The organism is Candidatus Pelagibacter sp. HIMB1506, assembly GCF_052047935.1.
Taxonomy (GTDB): domain Bacteria; phylum Pseudomonadota; class Alphaproteobacteria; order Pelagibacterales; family Pelagibacteraceae; genus Pelagibacter.
Genome location: NZ_JBNAIS010000001.1, coordinates 761,119 through 778,878, shown reverse-complemented (window position 1 = coordinate 778,878; position 17,760 = coordinate 761,119). Strand labels below are relative to the sequence as shown.

Annotated in this window: 18 protein-coding genes; 8 read left to right on the top strand and 10 right to left on the bottom strand. The window is 30.6% G+C overall.

The window, feature by feature from the left end; genetic code table 11:
• Positions 1 to 15 precede the first annotated feature (15 nt).
• On the top strand, positions 16 to 1,035 hold the full coding sequence (locus ACTTA8_RS04265; protein ID WP_440647751.1) for a LacI family DNA-binding transcriptional regulator: 1,020 nt from the start codon (positions 16 to 18) through the stop codon (positions 1,033 to 1,035).
• Here ACTTA8_RS04265 and ACTTA8_RS04260 read toward each other — a convergent pair whose 3' ends face one another.
• The 3 genes from ACTTA8_RS04260 to iolG are packed head-to-tail and all read right to left on the bottom strand — an operon-like array spanning position 1,036 to position 3,813.
• Positions 1,036 to 2,073, bottom strand: coding sequence for an ABC transporter permease (locus tag ACTTA8_RS04260; protein ID WP_440647749.1), 1,038 nt, complete (start codon positions 2,071 to 2,073; stop codon positions 1,036 to 1,038).
• Positions 2,070 to 2,810, bottom strand: coding sequence for an ATP-binding cassette domain-containing protein (locus tag ACTTA8_RS04255; protein WP_440647747.1), 741 nt, complete (start codon positions 2,808 to 2,810; stop codon positions 2,070 to 2,072). The genes ACTTA8_RS04260 and ACTTA8_RS04255 overlap by 4 nt, the downstream gene beginning before the upstream one ends.
• A gap of 1 nt (position 2,811) precedes the next feature.
• A complete protein-coding gene (iolG, locus tag ACTTA8_RS04250) occupies positions 2,812 to 3,813 on the bottom strand; it encodes an inositol 2-dehydrogenase (protein ID WP_440654502.1) in 1,002 nt (333 codons plus the stop codon).
• 138 nt (positions 3,814 to 3,951) lie between these two features.
• On the opposite strand from iolG, the gene iolE reads away from it, so the two are divergent.
• Positions 3,952 to 4,854, top strand: coding sequence for a myo-inosose-2 dehydratase (gene iolE / locus ACTTA8_RS04245; protein ID WP_440654500.1), 903 nt, complete (start codon positions 3,952 to 3,954; stop codon positions 4,852 to 4,854).
• Between the two features lie 42 nt (positions 4,855 to 4,896).
• Here iolE and ACTTA8_RS04240 read toward each other — a convergent pair whose 3' ends face one another.
• Positions 4,897 to 5,862: a hydroxyacid dehydrogenase gene (locus tag ACTTA8_RS04240; protein ID WP_440654499.1), complete on the bottom strand. Its 966-nt coding sequence runs from the start codon at positions 5,860 to 5,862 to the stop codon at positions 4,897 to 4,899.
• A gap of 112 nt (positions 5,863 to 5,974) precedes the next feature.
• Here ACTTA8_RS04240 and ACTTA8_RS04235 point away from each other — a divergent pair, with 112 nt between their 5' ends.
• The 3 genes from ACTTA8_RS04235 (at position 5,975) to ACTTA8_RS04225 (ending at position 8,999) form a co-directional block, all read left to right on the top strand.
• Positions 5,975 to 6,571 (top strand): TRAP transporter small permease, encoded by a 597-nt coding sequence (locus ACTTA8_RS04235; RefSeq protein WP_440654498.1) that lies wholly within the window; start codon positions 5,975 to 5,977, stop codon positions 6,569 to 6,571.
• Positions 6,571 to 7,860: a TRAP transporter large permease gene (locus ACTTA8_RS04230; RefSeq protein ID WP_440654496.1), complete on the top strand. Its 1,290-nt coding sequence runs from the start codon at positions 6,571 to 6,573 to the stop codon at positions 7,858 to 7,860. Before ACTTA8_RS04235 ends, ACTTA8_RS04230 begins: the two co-directional genes overlap by 1 nt.
• Positions 7,861 to 7,946: 86 nt before the next feature.
• Positions 7,947 to 8,999, top strand: coding sequence for a TRAP transporter substrate-binding protein (locus ACTTA8_RS04225; protein WP_262589484.1), 1,053 nt, complete (start codon positions 7,947 to 7,949; stop codon positions 8,997 to 8,999).
• A gap of 40 nt (positions 9,000 to 9,039) precedes the next feature.
• Here ACTTA8_RS04225 and ACTTA8_RS04220 read toward each other — a convergent pair whose 3' ends face one another.
• On the bottom strand, positions 9,040 to 9,510 hold the full coding sequence (locus tag ACTTA8_RS04220) for a tetratricopeptide repeat protein (protein ID WP_440654495.1): 471 nt from the start codon (positions 9,508 to 9,510) through the stop codon (positions 9,040 to 9,042).
• A 105-nt stretch (positions 9,511 to 9,615) separates the two neighbouring features.
• Here ACTTA8_RS04220 and ACTTA8_RS04215 point away from each other — a divergent pair, with 105 nt between their 5' ends.
• On the top strand, positions 9,616 to 10,848 hold the full coding sequence (locus ACTTA8_RS04215) for a cytochrome-c peroxidase (RefSeq protein ID WP_440614586.1): 1,233 nt from the start codon (positions 9,616 to 9,618) through the stop codon (positions 10,846 to 10,848).
• A 31-nt stretch (positions 10,849 to 10,879) separates the two neighbouring features.
• A complete protein-coding gene (locus tag ACTTA8_RS04210; protein ID WP_440654493.1) occupies positions 10,880 to 11,962 on the top strand; it encodes a Gfo/Idh/MocA family protein in 1,083 nt (360 codons plus the stop codon).
• Here ACTTA8_RS04210 and ACTTA8_RS04205 read toward each other — a convergent pair.
• The 5 genes from ACTTA8_RS04205 to ACTTA8_RS04185 are packed head-to-tail and all read right to left on the bottom strand — an operon-like array spanning position 11,955 to position 16,676.
• On the bottom strand, positions 11,955 to 12,878 hold the full coding sequence (locus ACTTA8_RS04205; protein ID WP_440654492.1) for a hydroxyacid dehydrogenase: 924 nt from the start codon (positions 12,876 to 12,878) through the stop codon (positions 11,955 to 11,957). The genes ACTTA8_RS04210 and ACTTA8_RS04205 overlap by 8 nt on opposite strands.
• Positions 12,879 to 12,915: 37 nt before the next feature.
• Positions 12,916 to 13,836: a DMT family transporter gene (locus ACTTA8_RS04200; protein ID WP_440654491.1), complete on the bottom strand. Its 921-nt coding sequence runs from the start codon at positions 13,834 to 13,836 to the stop codon at positions 12,916 to 12,918.
• A gap of 11 nt (positions 13,837 to 13,847) precedes the next feature.
• Complete coding sequence (locus ACTTA8_RS04195; RefSeq protein WP_440654489.1) at positions 13,848 to 14,831, bottom strand: phytanoyl-CoA dioxygenase family protein; 984 nt, start codon at positions 14,829 to 14,831, stop codon at positions 13,848 to 13,850.
• A gap of 31 nt (positions 14,832 to 14,862) precedes the next feature.
• Entirely contained in the window at positions 14,863 to 15,732 is an 870-nt protein-coding gene (locus ACTTA8_RS04190; protein ID WP_440654488.1) for a 2OG-Fe(II) oxygenase, read from the bottom strand.
• Positions 15,732 to 16,676 (bottom strand): ketopantoate reductase family protein, encoded by a 945-nt coding sequence (locus tag ACTTA8_RS04185; protein WP_262589476.1) that lies wholly within the window; start codon positions 16,674 to 16,676, stop codon positions 15,732 to 15,734. Before ACTTA8_RS04185 ends, ACTTA8_RS04190 begins: the two co-directional genes overlap by 1 nt.
• Before the next feature lie 87 nt (positions 16,677 to 16,763).
• Here ACTTA8_RS04185 and ACTTA8_RS04180 point away from each other — a divergent pair, with 87 nt between their 5' ends.
• Complete coding sequence (locus tag ACTTA8_RS04180; RefSeq protein WP_440654486.1) at positions 16,764 to 17,741, top strand: DUF1907 domain-containing protein; 978 nt, start codon at positions 16,764 to 16,766, stop codon at positions 17,739 to 17,741.
• Positions 17,742 to 17,760: the final 19 nt, after the last annotated feature.

Sequence of the window (17,760 nt, the reverse complement as noted above, 5' to 3'; positions counted from 1 at the left end):
TGATATCATGCTTTCATGAAAAATCATTGGAAAAATGTCTCTATAAAGAAAATTTCTGATGAATCAGGGTTTGGTACAGCGACTGTAGATAGAGTTTTAAATAATAGGAAAGGGGTGAGTAAAAAAACTAAAGATAAAATCTTTAAAATTTTAAATAACCTTCAAAACGGAAATAATACAAATCAAACTAAAAATATTTTAATTTGTTGTCAATCAGGACCTTCATATAACAAGACTCTTGAGCAGAGTTTAGATAAAATTAATAATGAAATTTATAAGTTTAATTTGATAAAACATTTTATCCCTGCGAAAGAATTTAAACCTAGTCAATTTGTTAAAATTTTAAAAGAAACTTCAAAGTTTGATGCAGTGATTATAGTTTCACAGGAAGATCAAAATATAAATAACGAGCTAAGTAAAATTACAAGTGAAGGAAAACCTGTAATTACATTAACCACTGATTTTCCAAATTCAAGCAGATCAGCTTATATAGGTAATAATCAATCTAATGCTGGATCTACTGCTGCAAATATAATTGGAAAAAATGTTGGGAAAAGATCAGGTTCAATTTTGATGGTCATGAGCATGCCATACAGGTGCCAACAGGAAAGAGAGCTAGGTTTTAGAAAAGTATTGAGATCAGAATTTCCAAATCTTAAAATCAAAGAAAGTGTTTTTAATTTAGATACATCGGAACAAAGTTACAAATATGTTAAAAAATATATTAAAGAAAATGGACCACCGTTAGGAATTTATAATATTGCTGGAGGAAATTTAGGTGTCGCAAAAGCAATTAGTGAAATGGATGTAAAAGACCATATTGTATTTGTAGGTCATGAATTAAATAAAAATTCTAGAGATCTTTTAGAAAATAATAAAATGGATTTTGTTATAAGCCATGATGTTGAATTAGAAATTAAAGTTGCATTTGATAAAATTTTAGATTTTGAGAAAAATTCAGATAATCAAAATTCTTTTTTTTCAGATATATTAATTTTCAACAAATATAATTGTATGGATAAGAAAGTTTATTAATTAATTTTTCTTATTTTTAACTTTTTCCAACCAAACCGCACCTACGATAAATATACCTAAAAATGTTCCTTGCCAGTAAGGGTCAATTCCAGCCATTAGAAGACTGTTTCTAATTGTTTCCATTAATGCAGCACCAATAAATGCTCCAAAAGTACCACCAACACCACCCATTAAGTTAGCACCACCAATAACTGTTGCTGCAATAACTCTTAATTCATAAGTGTAGCCTAAAGCATTGGTTACTGAGCCCATCCATCCAACTATCATAACAGCTGAAATTGCTGCAAATAGTCCACTGATCATGTACACCGACATTTCAATCCATCTTGTATTAATTCCAGATAATTCCGCAGCCTTTTTATTACTGCCAACTGCAAAAACATGTTTGCCATATGAGGTATATTTCAATACTAAACCCATAACTATTGTAAGAAATATTAATAACCAAGTTGCGTTAGCAAGCCCCAGCATTGATCCTCCTCCAATTTCATAAAACATTTCATCTTTAGGTCCAAATTCATAAAACATTTTATTGTTTGAGACTACTAAAGCTAAACTTCTTGCAGCAGCCATCATTCCTAAAGTGACTACAAATGGAGAAAGTTTAACATAAGCAATTAGATATCCATTTACTGCACCAATTAATGTACCAGCAAGTAAAGCTAAAATTATTGACACCCAAACATAAACTCCTTCAAAATATGAAGCTTTGGAATACCATTCAGGTAAAAATTGAGCATCCAAAAATAAACCACATATAACTCCTGTGACACCCATTATTGACCCAACAGATAAATCTATCCCAGCAGTAATAATCACAAATGTCATTCCAATTGCCATTATTCCGATGAAAGAAAAGTTTCGTGTAATATTAAAAAGATTATCTTTGCTAGAAAAAGCATCTTCTACAAAAAACATAATAAAACAAATCCCAAATAAAGCTATTGTTACCCAAAAAGATTGTTCAGAAACAAGTTTTTGAAATAAATTCTTTTCTGTCTTAGAGATTATTTCCTGATTAAATTTTACTGAACTCATACTCTATCTATTGCCCCTGTAATTAAGCCTGTAGCTTCTTCTGTAGAAGAATCTTTTATATTTTTTTCACAAACCTTTTCACCTCGTCTTAATACTACTAGCTTGTCACATACTTCAAATATATCTGGCATTCTGTGACTAATTAACATTACAGCTATTCCTTGATCTTTTAATCTTTTTATAAGATCTAATACTTCAGCAACCTGTCTAACACTAATTGCTGCTGTTGGTTCATCCATTAAAACTAATTTAGGATTTGTAAGTCTAGTTCTTGCAATAGCCACAGCCTGTCTTTGTCCCCCAGACATTTGCATAACTAAATCTTTTGGTCGAGTTTCAGATTTAAGTTCCTCAAATAATTCAGAAGATTTTTTAAACATTGCTGGATAATCCAAATATTTAAATGGCCAAATACCTTTTTGTATCTCTCTACCTAGAAAAACATTAGATGCTGCAGTCAAATGATTACAAAGAGCTAAGTCTTGATAAACCACCTCAATACCAGACTTTCTTGCATCTACTGGTTTTGAAAATGACACAGTGTTATTTTCAAACTTTATTTCACCACTTGAAGGTTTAAAATTACCAGCAATAATTTTTAATAGTGTAGATTTACCCGCTCCATTATCACCCATTAATCCTACAGTTTCAGCTTCTTTAATATCAAAACTAACCCCTGTTAAAGCCTGTATGGCTCCAAAATTTTTTTCTATATTATTTAAAGAAAGAATGCTCATTTTAGAATTTTACATCTACAACTTTGCCACTTTCAAATGATTCATATGCTGCATTAGCTATTATTAAAGCGTTTCTACCATCTTCAAATCCTACTAATGGTTTTGTTTTATCTTCAACACATTTTACAAACTCATTAAATTGATCTCTGTAAGCTTGCTCATATCTTTCAATAAAAAAGAAATGTATGGGTTCTTTTTCATTTGTAGATGTACTTGTGTATCTTTCTAAAGAAGTTGGGGTTTGATTGTTTGAAATTACCATACCTTTACTTCCAAACACTTCTACTCTTTGGTCATATCCATAAACTGCTCTTCGAGAGTTATTAATATGGATTAAAACTCCTTTTTTTGATTTTAGAATAAACATTGCTGTATCTAGATCTTTTTCTTGCTGTGAATTTTTATCAAACAAAGCACCTCCAAATGCAGATATTTGAGCTACAGGATCATCCCCTAAAATAAATCTAGTTAAATCGAAATCATGTATAGTGGTATCTCTAAAAAATCCTCCTGCAGCTTTTAGATAGTCAATCCCTGGAGGCTCAGGATCTCTACTTGTAATAACAACCATTTCTAATTCACCAATTTCTTTTTTTACTCTTGCTTGTTGAGCTTTTGCATGACTTGCATCAAATCTTCTATTAAAGCCGATTTGAATAGGAACGTTTGTTCCCTTTATATTTTCCATGCATTCATTTACTTTATTGATATCTAAATCAATTGGCTTTTCACAGAAAATTGCCTTTCCTGCTTTTGCTGCCATTGTAATAAATTGAGTGTGTGTTGGTGTAGCTGAAGCGATAAGAACCGCATCTACATCATCTGAATTTATTGCTTCCTCAGGTGAAGATGCAATTGAACACCCTGTTGATTTTGATACCCCTTTAGCGAATTCTGAGTTAACATCATATATATATTTTAATTTTGCATTCGGATGTGCTGCAATAAATTTAGCATGCATTTTTCCAATTCGTCCTGCTCCCATTAAAGAAAAGTTAAGCATAAGAATATAGAACAGAATTAAAAAATAAAATCAAGAAACATTTTTAAATGATGAATTAAACATCAAATTAAATTATAATTTTCTTGATGCACAAAACATCATAATTTAAAAATAAATTTAACTTTTTAAATAATTAATATGTCAGTAAAATTAGGAATAGCACCAATTGCTTGGAGTAATGATGATATGCCTGAATTGGGTGGTGATACCCCTTTAGAACAATGTTTGTCTGAAGCTAGTCAGGCAGGATTTATTGGAATTGAATCTGGTGGTAAATTTCCAAACAAATCAGAAGAATTAATTCCAAAACTTACTGAATTTAAATTAAATCTTTGCTCAGGTTGGTATGGAGCTAATTTAAGAACAAATAGTATCGATGAAGAAAAAAATCTAATTCAAGATCAGTTAAAGCTTTTTAAAGATTGTAATTCACCATGTATGGTTTTTGCTGAAGTTTCTGGCTCAATTCAAGGAGATCCAAATCGAAAATTATCTACAAGACCCCAAATGGATCTGGAAGAGTCTAAAAAATATTATGAAAAAATTTCAGAAATGGGAAAATATCTTGAAGACGAAGGTATGCCACTTGCTTACCATCATCATATGGGAACAGTAATAGAGACTGAACAAGATACAGTAAGATTGCTTGAGAACACTCATGATAGTGTAAAACTAACATTAGATACTGGCCATATGTTGTTTGCTCAGGGAGATTCGTTAAAAATATTAAACGACTTTAGCGAAAGATTAATTCACATGCATTGTAAGGACATTAGAAAAAATGTTTTAGAAAAATCTTTAAAAGAAGACTTAAGTTTTAGAGGAGCATTTTTAGAAGGTGCATTTACAGTTCCAGGTGATGGATGTATTGATTACAAGCCCTTATTTGATCTGTTGAAAGAAAAAAATTATTCTGGATGGTTAGTAGTAGAGGCAGAACAAGATCCTGCAAAAGCAAATCCATTCGAATATGCAAAAATAGGTTACAAGTATTTAACTGAAACTTTAAATCTTAGTGGTATTGAGATTTATAAAAGTTAATTTTCAATAAATAATAAATCTAAATTTTTAGATTATCTCTTACTACAGTCTTACAATTTTTGATTTTTCCAATGTATCATCGAAATAATCAATTATATTTTGAATTGTTTCTACACCCATTCTTGTCATACATTCATCAGTAAACGCTGCTGTATGTGGACTTAAGTACACTTTTTCATTTTTTAAAAGAGGATTATCATTTTCTGGTGGCTCTTGTTTGAATACATCAATTCCTGCTCCAAATATTAAATTTTCATTTAAAGCCTTATCAAGATCTTCCTCATGAATAATTCCACCTCTTGCCGCATTAATGATGATGCAGTTTTTCTTCATCGTTTTAAGTAAATCATAATTAATAAGATTTTCTGTTTTTTCTGTTAAAGGCATATGTAAAGAAATTACATCCATTGTTTTTACTGCCTCTTCAAGACTATCAACTTTTTTTCCTCCAAGCTTTTCTATTGTGTCTTTATCTACAAATGGATCATAGACGAATACATTCATTTCAAATCCTAAACATCTTTTAATAAGTGCTTTACCTATTCTACCAAATCCCATAATTAGGAAATTTTTTTTCCATACTTCAATAGTTTTGGGTAATTTATTTCTATCCTTAAAATTACCTTCTTTAACTGTCGTATGATAAAGCTCTCTTCTTTTTGCTATATTAAGTAATACAAACATAACATGCTCTGCAACTGTAACTGCATTTGCATTAGCTGTAATAGCAATTTTGATATCTCTTTCTTTAGCTGTTTTTAAATCAATATTATCGTAGCCAACTCCATGTCTAGATATTATTTTAAGATTTTTGGCTTCGTTAATTACCTCACCTGGTAGTTTTGCTATTCTAACTGAAGCACCATCACAATCTTTTATTTTAGCCTTTAAGTTTTCTACTGAAACATCGTCAGTTACCTCTACATCAAAATCTGGATGGTTATTAATTAATTCCATGCCTTTATCATGAAGTTTTTGGATAACTAGAATTTTCTTTTTATTACTCATAATTTTATTTAAGCTTTTCTGTTGAAGGCTTTTCTAATACGAAAAATATCCAACAATGTAAAATAGTTTTTTAAAAAGTTGTAATTATTTTCTTATTAAAATAAATTTAGTTGTGAATTTAACTATAAAAACTCTATTTTACATTTTTAACTTTCTTGAAAAGATAAATACTTTTTTTCTAAGAATTGGAAGACAATTTGCATGGATCGCAATTTTTTTAATGGTTGTCGTAATTATGATCCAAGTTTTTTTTAGATATGTTCTCAACAACGCATTACCTTGGCCTGATGAAGTTGCGAGATTTTTAATGCTATGGATGACAGGGTTAATTGCTCCTTCAGCTTATAGATGGGGTGGTTTTGTCTCAATTGATATGCTGGAAAGATTTTTACCTAAAATCATATCAACTTTTTTAACCTTATTTTTATTGATCATATCTTTATTTGTTTTGGTCATTGGACTTGAATTAGGTTTGAAACACATTAATGCTGGATGGATATTTAATTCAGCTTCAATCAAAATTCCATTTAATTTAATTGGCGGCAAAGCAGAGCCAATAAAATTAGCCTGGATGTATATGTCGTTACCTGTTGGAATTGTTTTTTTGATTTCAGTAAACATAGAGTTAATTTTAAGAAATTTTTTAAGTAATTTTACAAAATTAGAATTACCTGAAGATTTAGATAAACAAAAATTGGAGACTCAATAATGTTGATTTGGTTTCTCCCTTTATTTTTATTATTTTTGTTAATTGGATTACCAGTATTTTTTGGATTGTTGGCTGCTCCTGGAATTTTACTTTGGCTGAATGATCAATCTAGAGATGGAGCAATGCTTTATAGAAATATTTACAATGGTATTGATAGCTTTCCTTTAATGGCAATTCCTTTTTTTATGTTGGCTGGTGAGCTAATGAATAGGGGAGGAATTACTCAAAGATTAGTAGAATTTAGCCAGGCGATGATGGGGCATTTAAAAGGTGGTTTGGCACATGTTAACGTCTTAACTTCAATGCTTTTTGCTGGCCTATCTGGATCTGCAGTTGCAGATACTTCTGCAATTGGTTCAATGTTAATTCCTGCAATGGAGAAGCAAGGGTATACAAAAAAATTTTCAGCAGCAATTACCGCAGCGAGTTCAGTAATTGGTCCAATCATTCCACCTTCAGGAATAATGATTATTTATGCATACGTTATGGGAGAGAGCGTAGCTGCTTTATTCCTAGCAGGTATTATTCCTGGAATTTTAGTTGGTGTTAGTTTGATGGTGACAATCAAGTTTATGGCTAAAAGATATAATTTTCCTGCTGTAACAAAAAAGACAACATGGAGACAAAGAGGAAAAGCTTCTTTGAAAGCTTTTTTCCCATTGATGACTCCTGTTATAATTCTAGGAGGTATACTTGGAGGGATTTTTACTCCAACCGAAGCATCTGCAGTTGCAGCTGCTTATGCAATGTTTATAGGTTTATTTGTTTTAAAATCTTTAGAGTGGAAAGACATACCAAAGGTTATGACAAAAGCTGCAATGGTTTCATCTGTAGTATTACTTTTGGTTGGTGCTGCAATGGCTTTTAAAACAGTTGTTAGCTTATCTCATGCACCAGAATATCTTGCTGAATTTGTTTTAGGATTAACTGATAATCCCTATATTTTATTGTTTCTTATAAATATTTTACTTTTTGTTGTTGGAATGTTTTTAGATGCCGGTCCTGCAATAATTATTTTAGGACCAATACTTGGACCAGTGTTTGTAGAATTAGGTGTACATCCAGTTCATTTTGCAATTATTATGTCAGTTAATTTGACTGTTGGTTTAGCAACACCACCAATGGGTTTAGTTTTATTTGTTGCGTCCTCAGTTTCTGGTGAAAGAGTTGAAACTATATCAAAAGCAATATTGCCATTTTTAGCAGTAGAAGCAATTGTAATATTTTTAATTACTTACTTCCCGTCAATCTCAATGACCATTCCTTTACTTACAGGTTTTGCAAAATAATTTTAATTTTTAGATAATAGACTCAGAGGTTCAATTTAGGTATAGTTTCTATACTTAAATATATATTTAAAGAGAGGGAAAAAATAATGAGTAAAATAATTAAATCATTCTTTTCATTATTGTTCTTAATTAGTTTTACAGCTTCTGTTTCAGCTGCTGATTACAATTTAAGAATGACAATGAACTCTAATGATCAAGATGAAGACTATGATGGTGCAGTAGTATTTAAAAACTATGTAGAAGCAGCATCAAATGGAAAAATATCTGTAGAACTTTTCGTAGGTACACAGTTATGTTCTAAAGGAGCAGAATGTTTACAAGGTGTTTCTGATGGAAGCATCGACGTTTACATTTCTACTTCTGGAGGAGCAGCTGGTGTATTCCCATACGTTCAAGTTTTAGATTTACCATACCTAATGGCAGACGACAGAATTGCTGAAGATGTTATGCAAGGTGATTTTGTAAGAACTATGAGACAAATGGCTCTTAAAGATTCAGGCGATACAATAAGATTAATGACTATTGGAAACACTGGTGGATGGAGAAATTTTGCTAACACTAAAAGAAGAGTTGCAGAACCATCAGACATGAAAGGTCTAAAAATCAGAACTGTTGTAGCTGACTTACCTCAAGAGCTTGTAAGAGCTTTAGGTGCATCACCAACTCCTATTCCATGGCCAGAATTATTTACATCTTTTCAAACAGGTGTAGTTGAAGGTTCTAAAAATGGAATAACTGACATTATGAACATGAAGTTTCCAGATGCAGGTCTAAAATATGTTACTTTAGACGGCCATGCATACATGGGAGCACTTTGGTGGATGAACAATGCAAAATATCAATCTATGCCAAAAGAACTTAAGAAAGTTATTACGGATGGATTTTATGCATTGCAACAAGCAACATTTGCATCTCCAAAAAGAAAATCAATCAAAGCATATGAAGACTTTGTAGCAGGCGGTGGAGATTTATATGTTCCAACTCCAGCACAAAAAGCTAGCTTCAAAAAAGCTGCTAGTCCAGTTTATGATTGGTTTAAGTCAAATGTTAAAGGTGGCGGACAAATCTTTGACGCTTTAACAAGCGCAGTTGCTGATGCTGAGAAAAAAGCATCAAGTGCATACGACAAAGACTTATAATCTTAATTTAATGATGGGGCGGATTTAATTATTCGCCTCATTACCTAAACGGATAAATCCAAGCTTTGTAATCTTTAATAAGTATATGCGCTTTTTCAATTTGTTCAGGAGTCATTTTTTTAACAACTTCTTCTTGAGAAATCGCAGCATCAGGATCGCCTCCAATAGCAGACAAACCATACCACATGTAAGCTCTAACAAGATCAGGAGCAGGAAGTCCTCTACCGATTTCATAATACCACCCAACACCCGATTGAGCACCGGGATGACCTTTCATCGAGGATCTAAGATACCATTCAAAAGCTCTAACATCGTCTTGCTCAACCCCAAGACCCATTGCATACATTATTCCAATAAGTTCTTCAGCATCAGCGTTCCCAGATCTAGCAGCTGGCATCAGCTCTTCCATAGCCTCTTGAAATTTTCCAGCTTCCATCAAATCTCTAGCATTTTCAATTTCTGCAAAAACTATAGATGGAATAAAAAAAATTATAAAAATATATCTCAACATATAAAAATATTAATATTTATAATTCCATTTTTAATTTCAGCAAACAAAACATATTCAATTGAATTACCAAAACCTTTAACAGGTAATGATTTTCATAAAGTTGATATGGAAAAGGTTAAAATAGGAAGACTTTTATTTCATGATAAAATTTTATCTGCCAATCGTAATATTGCTTGTGCAACTTGTCATAGCCATGATCTAGGAGGGTCTGATGGACTTTCATTAGGAATTGGTGAAGGAGGACATGGTATTGGATTAGAAAGAACAGCTGGATCAGGAGATGATAAAATCAAAAAACGTATTCCAAGAAACGCTTTAGCATTATGGAATTTGGGATTTAAAGATATTACAACACTACTTCACGATGGTAGAGTGACTAAATCTGACATATTTGGAAATGGTTTTAATACCCCAGCACAAGAACTGCTTCCAAAAGGTCTTGATAATATAGTAGCGGTACAAGCTTTATTTCCAATGACAAGGCAATTTGAAATGGCTGGAAATCCAGGTGAAAATGAAATTATAGGACTTGTTTCAAAAGTTGGTAAAGACAGTATGAGAATTGATAGAGTTTGGCCTGTTATTACTCATAGAATAAGAGGAGTTCCTGAATATGTTGAAATGTTTAAACACGCTTTCGATGATGTTGATAATGCTTTAGACATAAATATTACACATATAGTAAACTCAATTGCAGCTTTTGAAATTCATGAATGGACATCTTTTGACTCTCCATTTGATGAATATTTAAACGGAAATAAATCAGCTTTAAATTCAAATCAGATTGCAGGTATGAATTTATTCTATGGTAAAGCTAATTGCAGCTCATGTCATTCAGGGTCTTTATTGTCTGATCAAAAATTTCATTCAATAGGTATTCCACAATTTGGACCGGGCAGAACCAGACCTTTCGATCCTTATGCACGTGATGTTGGAAGAATGGTTGAAACAGATGATGTGGATGACATGTATAAATTTAAAACACCTGCGCTAAGAAATGTTTCTTTAACGGCACCTTATGGTCATAATGGTGCTTATCCAACACTTAAGGGCATAATTAAACATCATTTAAATCCAGTAACTATGAACAAAAATTGGAAACCTCAATATGCAAATTTACCTAATGCTCCATGGTTAGAACAAATAGATTTTGTGACTTTTTCTGACAAAAGAGAACAGGATAGAATTATTTCAAGTATAGATATCAAGCCAATAGATTTAAGTGAAAAAGAAATTGATCAATTAGTCTCTTTTTTACAATCTCTAACTGGAAAAAGTGGAAATCAAAGACCACTCGGTAAACCAGAAAAAGTACCAAGTGGATTAACAATTGATTAAATTTATTTAATTAAACTGATAGACAATAAATATGGAAAAAATTAAATATGGAATAATTGGAGCTGGCACGATGGCTCGAGAACATATTTTAAATTTATCTTTGATAGACGAAGCTGAAGTAGTTGCTCTTTCAGATCCTCACGAAGAGTCTTTGAAACAGTGCCAAGAATTACTTAAATCAGAAGTTGTTTGCTTTAAAAATCATCAAGATTTGATTAAAGAAAATTTAGTCGATGTATATATAATCTCATCTCCTAATTTTACTCATATTCAAATTTTAAAAGATGTAATTCAAACTAAGAAACACATATTGGTTGAAAAACCTTTGTGTACTAAGACAAAAGATTGTTTAGAAATAGAAAAACTTACTAAAGATTATCCATCAGTATTTTGGACTGCTATGGAATATAGGTACATGCCTCCTGTTTCAAAATTTATTAAAGAAATTCACAATAAAACAATTGGTGATCTAAAAACATTAACAATAAGAGAGCACAGATTTCCTTTCCTAAAAAAAGTAAATGACTGGAACAGATTTGAAAAAAATACCGGAGGAACTTTAGTTGAAAAGTGTTGTCATTTTTTTGATTTGATGCGTTTTATTGTTAAGAGTGAGCCTGTAAGTGTTTATGCGAGTGGGGGACAAGATGTAAATCATTTAGATGAGGAATATGATGGGAAAAAACCAGATATTATTGATAATGCTTACGTAATTGTTAATTTTGAGAACGGCTCAAGAAGTATGCTTGAGCTTTGTATGTTTGCTGAAAATTCTGAAATGCAAGAAGAGTTAACCGCAACAGGAAATATCGGTAAAATTGAAACTTCAGTTCCTTCAAACGAGTCTGGGAAAACTACTTCTGATGTAAGAATTGGTATGAGAGATGGAAAAACAAAACAAGAAAGTGTTAGTGTAGATCCAAAAATACTTGAAGCAGGACATCATCATGGGTCAACTTATTATGAACATTTAGCCTTTATAAATGCAGTAAAAAATAAATTAAAGCCAGAGGTATCTTTGAATGATGGATTAATTGCAGTTGCTGTTGGAGAAGCTGCTGAGACATCAATTAAACTTGGAAGAGTAGTTAAGTTAAACGAAATAATTACTTAAAAAAATCTATCGCCTTTTTAACTATAAAATTACTAACTCTTATATTTGACTCTGTTGTCACACCTGAAATATGAGGAGTTAAAATACAATTCATTTCAGATGTTATTCTTTCGTATAAATCTTTTTTAATAGGTTCATTTTCAAACACATCTAATGCAAATCCTGAAATTATATTTTGATTATAAGCATCTATAAGATCGTTCTCATTCACAACACTACCTCTAGAAGTATTAATTATTATTGGCTGTTTTTGCATTTTAGAGAATGAAGACTTGTTGATTAAATTTTTAGTCTCTTCTGTTAATGGTAAATGTAAAGAAATAATATCTGCATTTTTAAATACTTCTTCTAATGAAGATAATTTATAATTTTTTTCATTATCTTCTAATTTTTTAATATAAGGATCATAAGCCAAAACATTAAGTCCATTTTTCAAACTATAGTCAGCAACTTTTCTGCCGATGGTACCAAAACCCACTATTCCAATAGACTTTCCATTTATTTCAGAGGATTTAATAGTTGTTCTAGGCCAATCACCTTTGATCGTTCCATAATGAAACATAGGAATTTTTTTTATTAAAGACATAGAAGATGAAATCACATATTCAGCTACAGAGTCTGCATTCATACCAGTTGCAGGTTGGACATGAATATTTTTGGTTCTACAAAATTCAGTATCAATATTATCTAAACCAACACCCAGTCTTCCTATAAATTTTAATTTACTAGCGTTAGATAAAATATCTTTGGTTACTTGAGTTTTATTTCTGACAATTAAACCATCATAATCTTTAATAATTTCTTTAAGTTCTTCTTTTTTTTCCCAAAGCTTTTCATCAAATTTGATTTCAAAAGTATTATTTAGATCATCTAAACTGTCTTGATTAATAAACTCTGTTATTAATATTTTAGCCATACTTACTTATATATATTTTTAACTTAAATTGAATAACTTACTTTTTTATTGAAATCGTTGTTGGCCTTATTGAATTTGAAACAATATTTCTAGAAAGTTTTATCTCTCTTAAAACAATATAAATTCCAGCACCAATTATAAAAACATTTCCTAAATAAATATTCCAAGTAGGGATTTCATTAAAAATATAAAAACCGATCAATGCACCAATTAGTAATTGAACATATTGTGTATTTGCAAATATTGAAGCAGGAAGATGGCGAGCCGAGTTTATAATAAAAATCATTCCCATTCCTCTTAATAAACCTGCATTAAAATTTAAAAAAAAATCTGTTTTAGTCATTGGAATATAAAGCTCGAATGTAATCACACCAGAGATCACAATTAAAATTAACTTTCCAATTATTAAAAATGAATACACACTCTCTGATTGACCATATTTTTTAACCAACAAATGACCTACAGACCCAAAAATTGGTATTAACAATGCTAATAACACATAATTATTTATTTCTTTTCCAAAAGGATCAATTGCAATTATTGTTCCAATAAAACCGATCAATATTGCCGTATATCTTCTCCAACTTACTTTTTCTTTTAGAAAAATTACAGATCCAATTGTTAATACAAAGGGTGTAAAGAAGATGATACTATACATGGTTGTAAGTGGGAGTTTATTTATACAAAGAAAAAATAATCCCATTGAAATTATTAAAGTTATTGCTCTAACTAAATGTACAAAAAAGTTTTTAGTTTTAATTTTTTTCCAGGAATTTCTAACTTGTGTGTAAAGTAAAATTGGCAGTAATGCAGATAAAGAATTAATAAATATTATTTGTGTTACATGATAATAATTTGTCAATTCTTTTGCTATAGAGTCCATGATAACAAATAAGGAATAACCAAGAATTGCTAAAAAAAAGTCTACCGAGTAGACGCGGGTTGTTACTGAATTCATTAATTAATTTTTTATAATAATTTTGAAAGATTTCTTTTACTATTCTTAAACGTTGGCAAAGGATATTTAAAGGCATATTTACGTGGTATACACTTTTCTTTTGCCCTTTCCCAAAGAGCTAACCATTGTTTAAAATTCTGAATTTTGAGATTTTTTTTGTTTTTACTTCTTACATAGAAATTTGGAAGTGGATCTCTTCCAGAAGGTTGGCCGGCTACGTTATATCTAAGGTCTGCACTTATTCTAAAATCATTTGATCTATTAGGTAAGGAGCAGTGAATTGAATGTTTATGCAAAAGAATTACATCTCCAACGTCTGCCTCTAAGTGAATATGCTGCATTTTATCCAGTAATTTACTGTCTTTAATTTCTACTTGGCCCCTATAACCAGCGATATGATTTAATAATCCCATTTTATTAATTTTCTTAACAGTAATCATGCACCCATTTTTTTTTGTAGTTTTTGTAAAAGGTATCCATACAGTAACCATGTCCGTTAACTTTTGTCCTTTAGTATTAAGAACAGCAGCATCCTGATGCCAAGGTGTTCTTCCACTTAAACCGTCTAAAATTGAACCTTTTGGTAATTTTTTTTCTGGTTGTTTAATTCTAGTATTTTGTACTGGATTAGACATAATTTCTTTTCCCAAAATTTTTTCAACAACATCTAAAATGTTTTTATTGGTAATTAAATTCCATAAAGATTGAGTAGCAAAATAATCACTATCTTTCTTAACATGATCTCTTGGTAATCTAGTATTAAAATATTGATCTAAATCATCAATTTTTAATTTTGATATATAAGAATATTTTTTTTTAAAATCTAAATTAAGAACTTTTTTTAAATCTTTTTTTTTTGCAAATTTTTGGATTAAGCAATCCATTACAAATTCCATGTCATTAAGGATTGGCTTTAAATCTCTTTGAAAGTTAAGTACATTTTTTACTTTCAAGTAACCTTGTTCAAACAATTTCTTTTGTAGATTATTTGCCATTAATAGAACCTAGTAGAATTTTTTAACAATATCAATTCTTAGGAGCAGTTGTTAAATAATTTGCATCATGAAAAGAAGTTAACATTTTTTTCTTGGTGCTAATTATGTGAGGATAGTAAGCTGTTCCTTTATAATTCCAAATAACTGGCTTATTGAGTGCGTAACTTCCATAAATAAAAAATCTTTTTGGACAGTTTTTTTCTATAAAACGTTTAACTCCATGATAAGAATTTGGTGTAGATTGAAAAAATACCACAGTTCCTTTCTTTGGAGTAAATGCTTTTACTATTTCTAATTCACTCATTTTTGGAAATCGCCTGAAACTTTTTCTTAAATTTTTCTTTGATTTTTTTCTATAAATTGTAAGTGATCCTCCATTTTTCTTTGGAATATCTGTTAGATAAATTAAGAAATTATACAATCTCGTAATATCATCTCTATGAGGACGCAGTCTGTATCCTCCTTTAGAAACCGAAAAATCAATATCTAAATTAACTTTTGGGTTAGTGTAATTGTTTCCTAATAATTTTTTTAATTCACTTGAATTTAATTTCTTTTTAATAGTAAATTTTTTTTGATTAAATATTTTTGGTTTGTGAGTGTTTGTCCAAGATCCATCTTTAAAATTTTTATAAAAAAGAGTTTCAATTTTTTTATAAAATGCTTTGCTATTAAAAAGTTTGAAGAGTTTTGCGGAATTATTTGAAGATTTAATATAGTTATTAAAATTTTTTGAGCCTTTATTAATTCTGCTTCGACCACCCATTATCATGTCATCAAAAGCTTTAGATTTACTAATTTCATCAATTAATAAATTGCAAGTATTTTTCTCAACGACTTTATCTCCAACTAGTACAGGAAAATTACTTTTAATTTTTTTTAATCGATTAATTTTAAGCATTAACTATACATACCTTCTTTAACCTTGATCATTTTATACATCAGGTCATTTAAAGGTGTTTTTACTCCATGTTTTTTTCCAATTTTAGAAACAGCACCACTTATAAAATCAATTTCTGTTTTTCTTTTGTATTGAACATCAAAAGCCATTGAAGATTTGTTAGTTTGCATAGAATCTACAATTTTATTGAACATAAATAGACACTCATCTTCAGAAACATTAACTCCATCAGCAAGTGCTACTTCTCTTGTCTCTAAAATGATTTCTTTACCAAGCCCTCTTGAAACATCATTAGCCTTATTATTTACGTAAAGATCGGTGTGATGTAGGTCAAATATAGCTGAAAGAGGACCAATCGCTGTTAGAGCAAAAAGCTTCATCCATTTTCTTTTTTTAACATCTTCAGCTGCAATCATTTCTAAATTATGTGCAGTAAAAGTATCAGCTATTTCTGTAATTCTTTCCGTTATTCCTCCTTCATATTCACCAATCCATGAAGGCAATGCGCCATGGTTCATTATATGACCTGGTCCTAAAATATTAGAAGCTTGTGTTGTTGTTCCACCGATTACTTTTTCATTTCCAACGATACTTTGAATTATTGCTTCATGACCAATTCCATTTTGAAAAGACATGAAAACTGTTTTTTCACCAATAATATTTTTAATGCTATTTAACGCTGGTTCTAATGCAGTTGCTTTACACATAACAATCACTGCATCCATCTTATCTAACGATGATGGATCTGAAGTAGCATTAACTTTAATTATACGATCACCACCGTGACCATCCATTTTCAAACCATCTTTATTAATTGCATCAACATGCTCTTTCCAAACGTCAATTAAAGTTACATTTAAACCTTTTTCAGCTAGCAATCCTCCAAACAGACATCCCATTGCACCTGCGCCTAATACGGCTACTTTTAAATCTTTATTTATCATCGTTACCTTTTTAAAATTATTTATGTATAGAAATTATATATATTATCTATAGACAATATGCAAAATAAATTATAGCTTATTAACATCATGCAATTAAAAATAGAAAAAGGAGCTTTCACAAATCATTCACTTGAAGATATAGCGTATGCATTAAAAAAAGGACTTTCAGAAAATTATAAAAATGTTGAAGTAGAAGTTGTAGATTGTCCCAATCTTCGTGAATGGGATTGTCCATCTGAAGGAATAAGCGGTAACCAAAAAATCATTGATGTTGGTGGTGAACCATACATGCATGATCCTAATTTTATCGGTGCTGAATTTGATTACCAAGAAATTTCTAAAATGATTGGATCAGAAAAATCTTATGCATTAGGTGCTGGATCTGGTGCAATGTCGTGTTTAGATGGTCACTGCGGAGAATTAGTAATTAATGAAAATTTAATTACTGACGAATCTAGATCTATAATTGCAAGAGTAAGTCCTGATAAAAAATGTATTGTTGAAAAATATAGCGCACGAAAACACGGTGGACTTGGAAATATTTATTATACAGATGGTAAACAAGGAAAAGTAATTAAAATAAAAATCAAAGGAAGATCAGGTAATCAAGGTTCACTTCCGCAAGCAATGAGGTCTTCTTTATCTAATAATTTAAACCTCAATGAAAATGAACACATTGCTATCGCGGGTGTGTTTAGAATTTTAGAAGGAAAAGTAAGATCGCATGTTCAACCAGATTATAAAGATATCAAACATGAATACTATGATCCAAAACAAATGAAGTGTGTAAAAGATTTTCTTCAATTTTATGAACCTGTTGGTCCAAAATTACAGTGTTATACAGTTCTTTGGACTGGAGATCCTACTGGAGGAGAATTGAATTTAAGAGAGTCTGGTGAACATACTCATTTTCATTCTTATGAAGACGATAAAGATGCTGGTCATTACCATTTTGATGTAACACCAGATGAAATAGAATATGAAGGATATTTTAATACAGCCTCAGAAGTGCATAGAGTAAATAACATTTATAAAGAGCTACTAAGCAAAAATAGTATTGAATAGAAAACTTAATAAGTTTAAG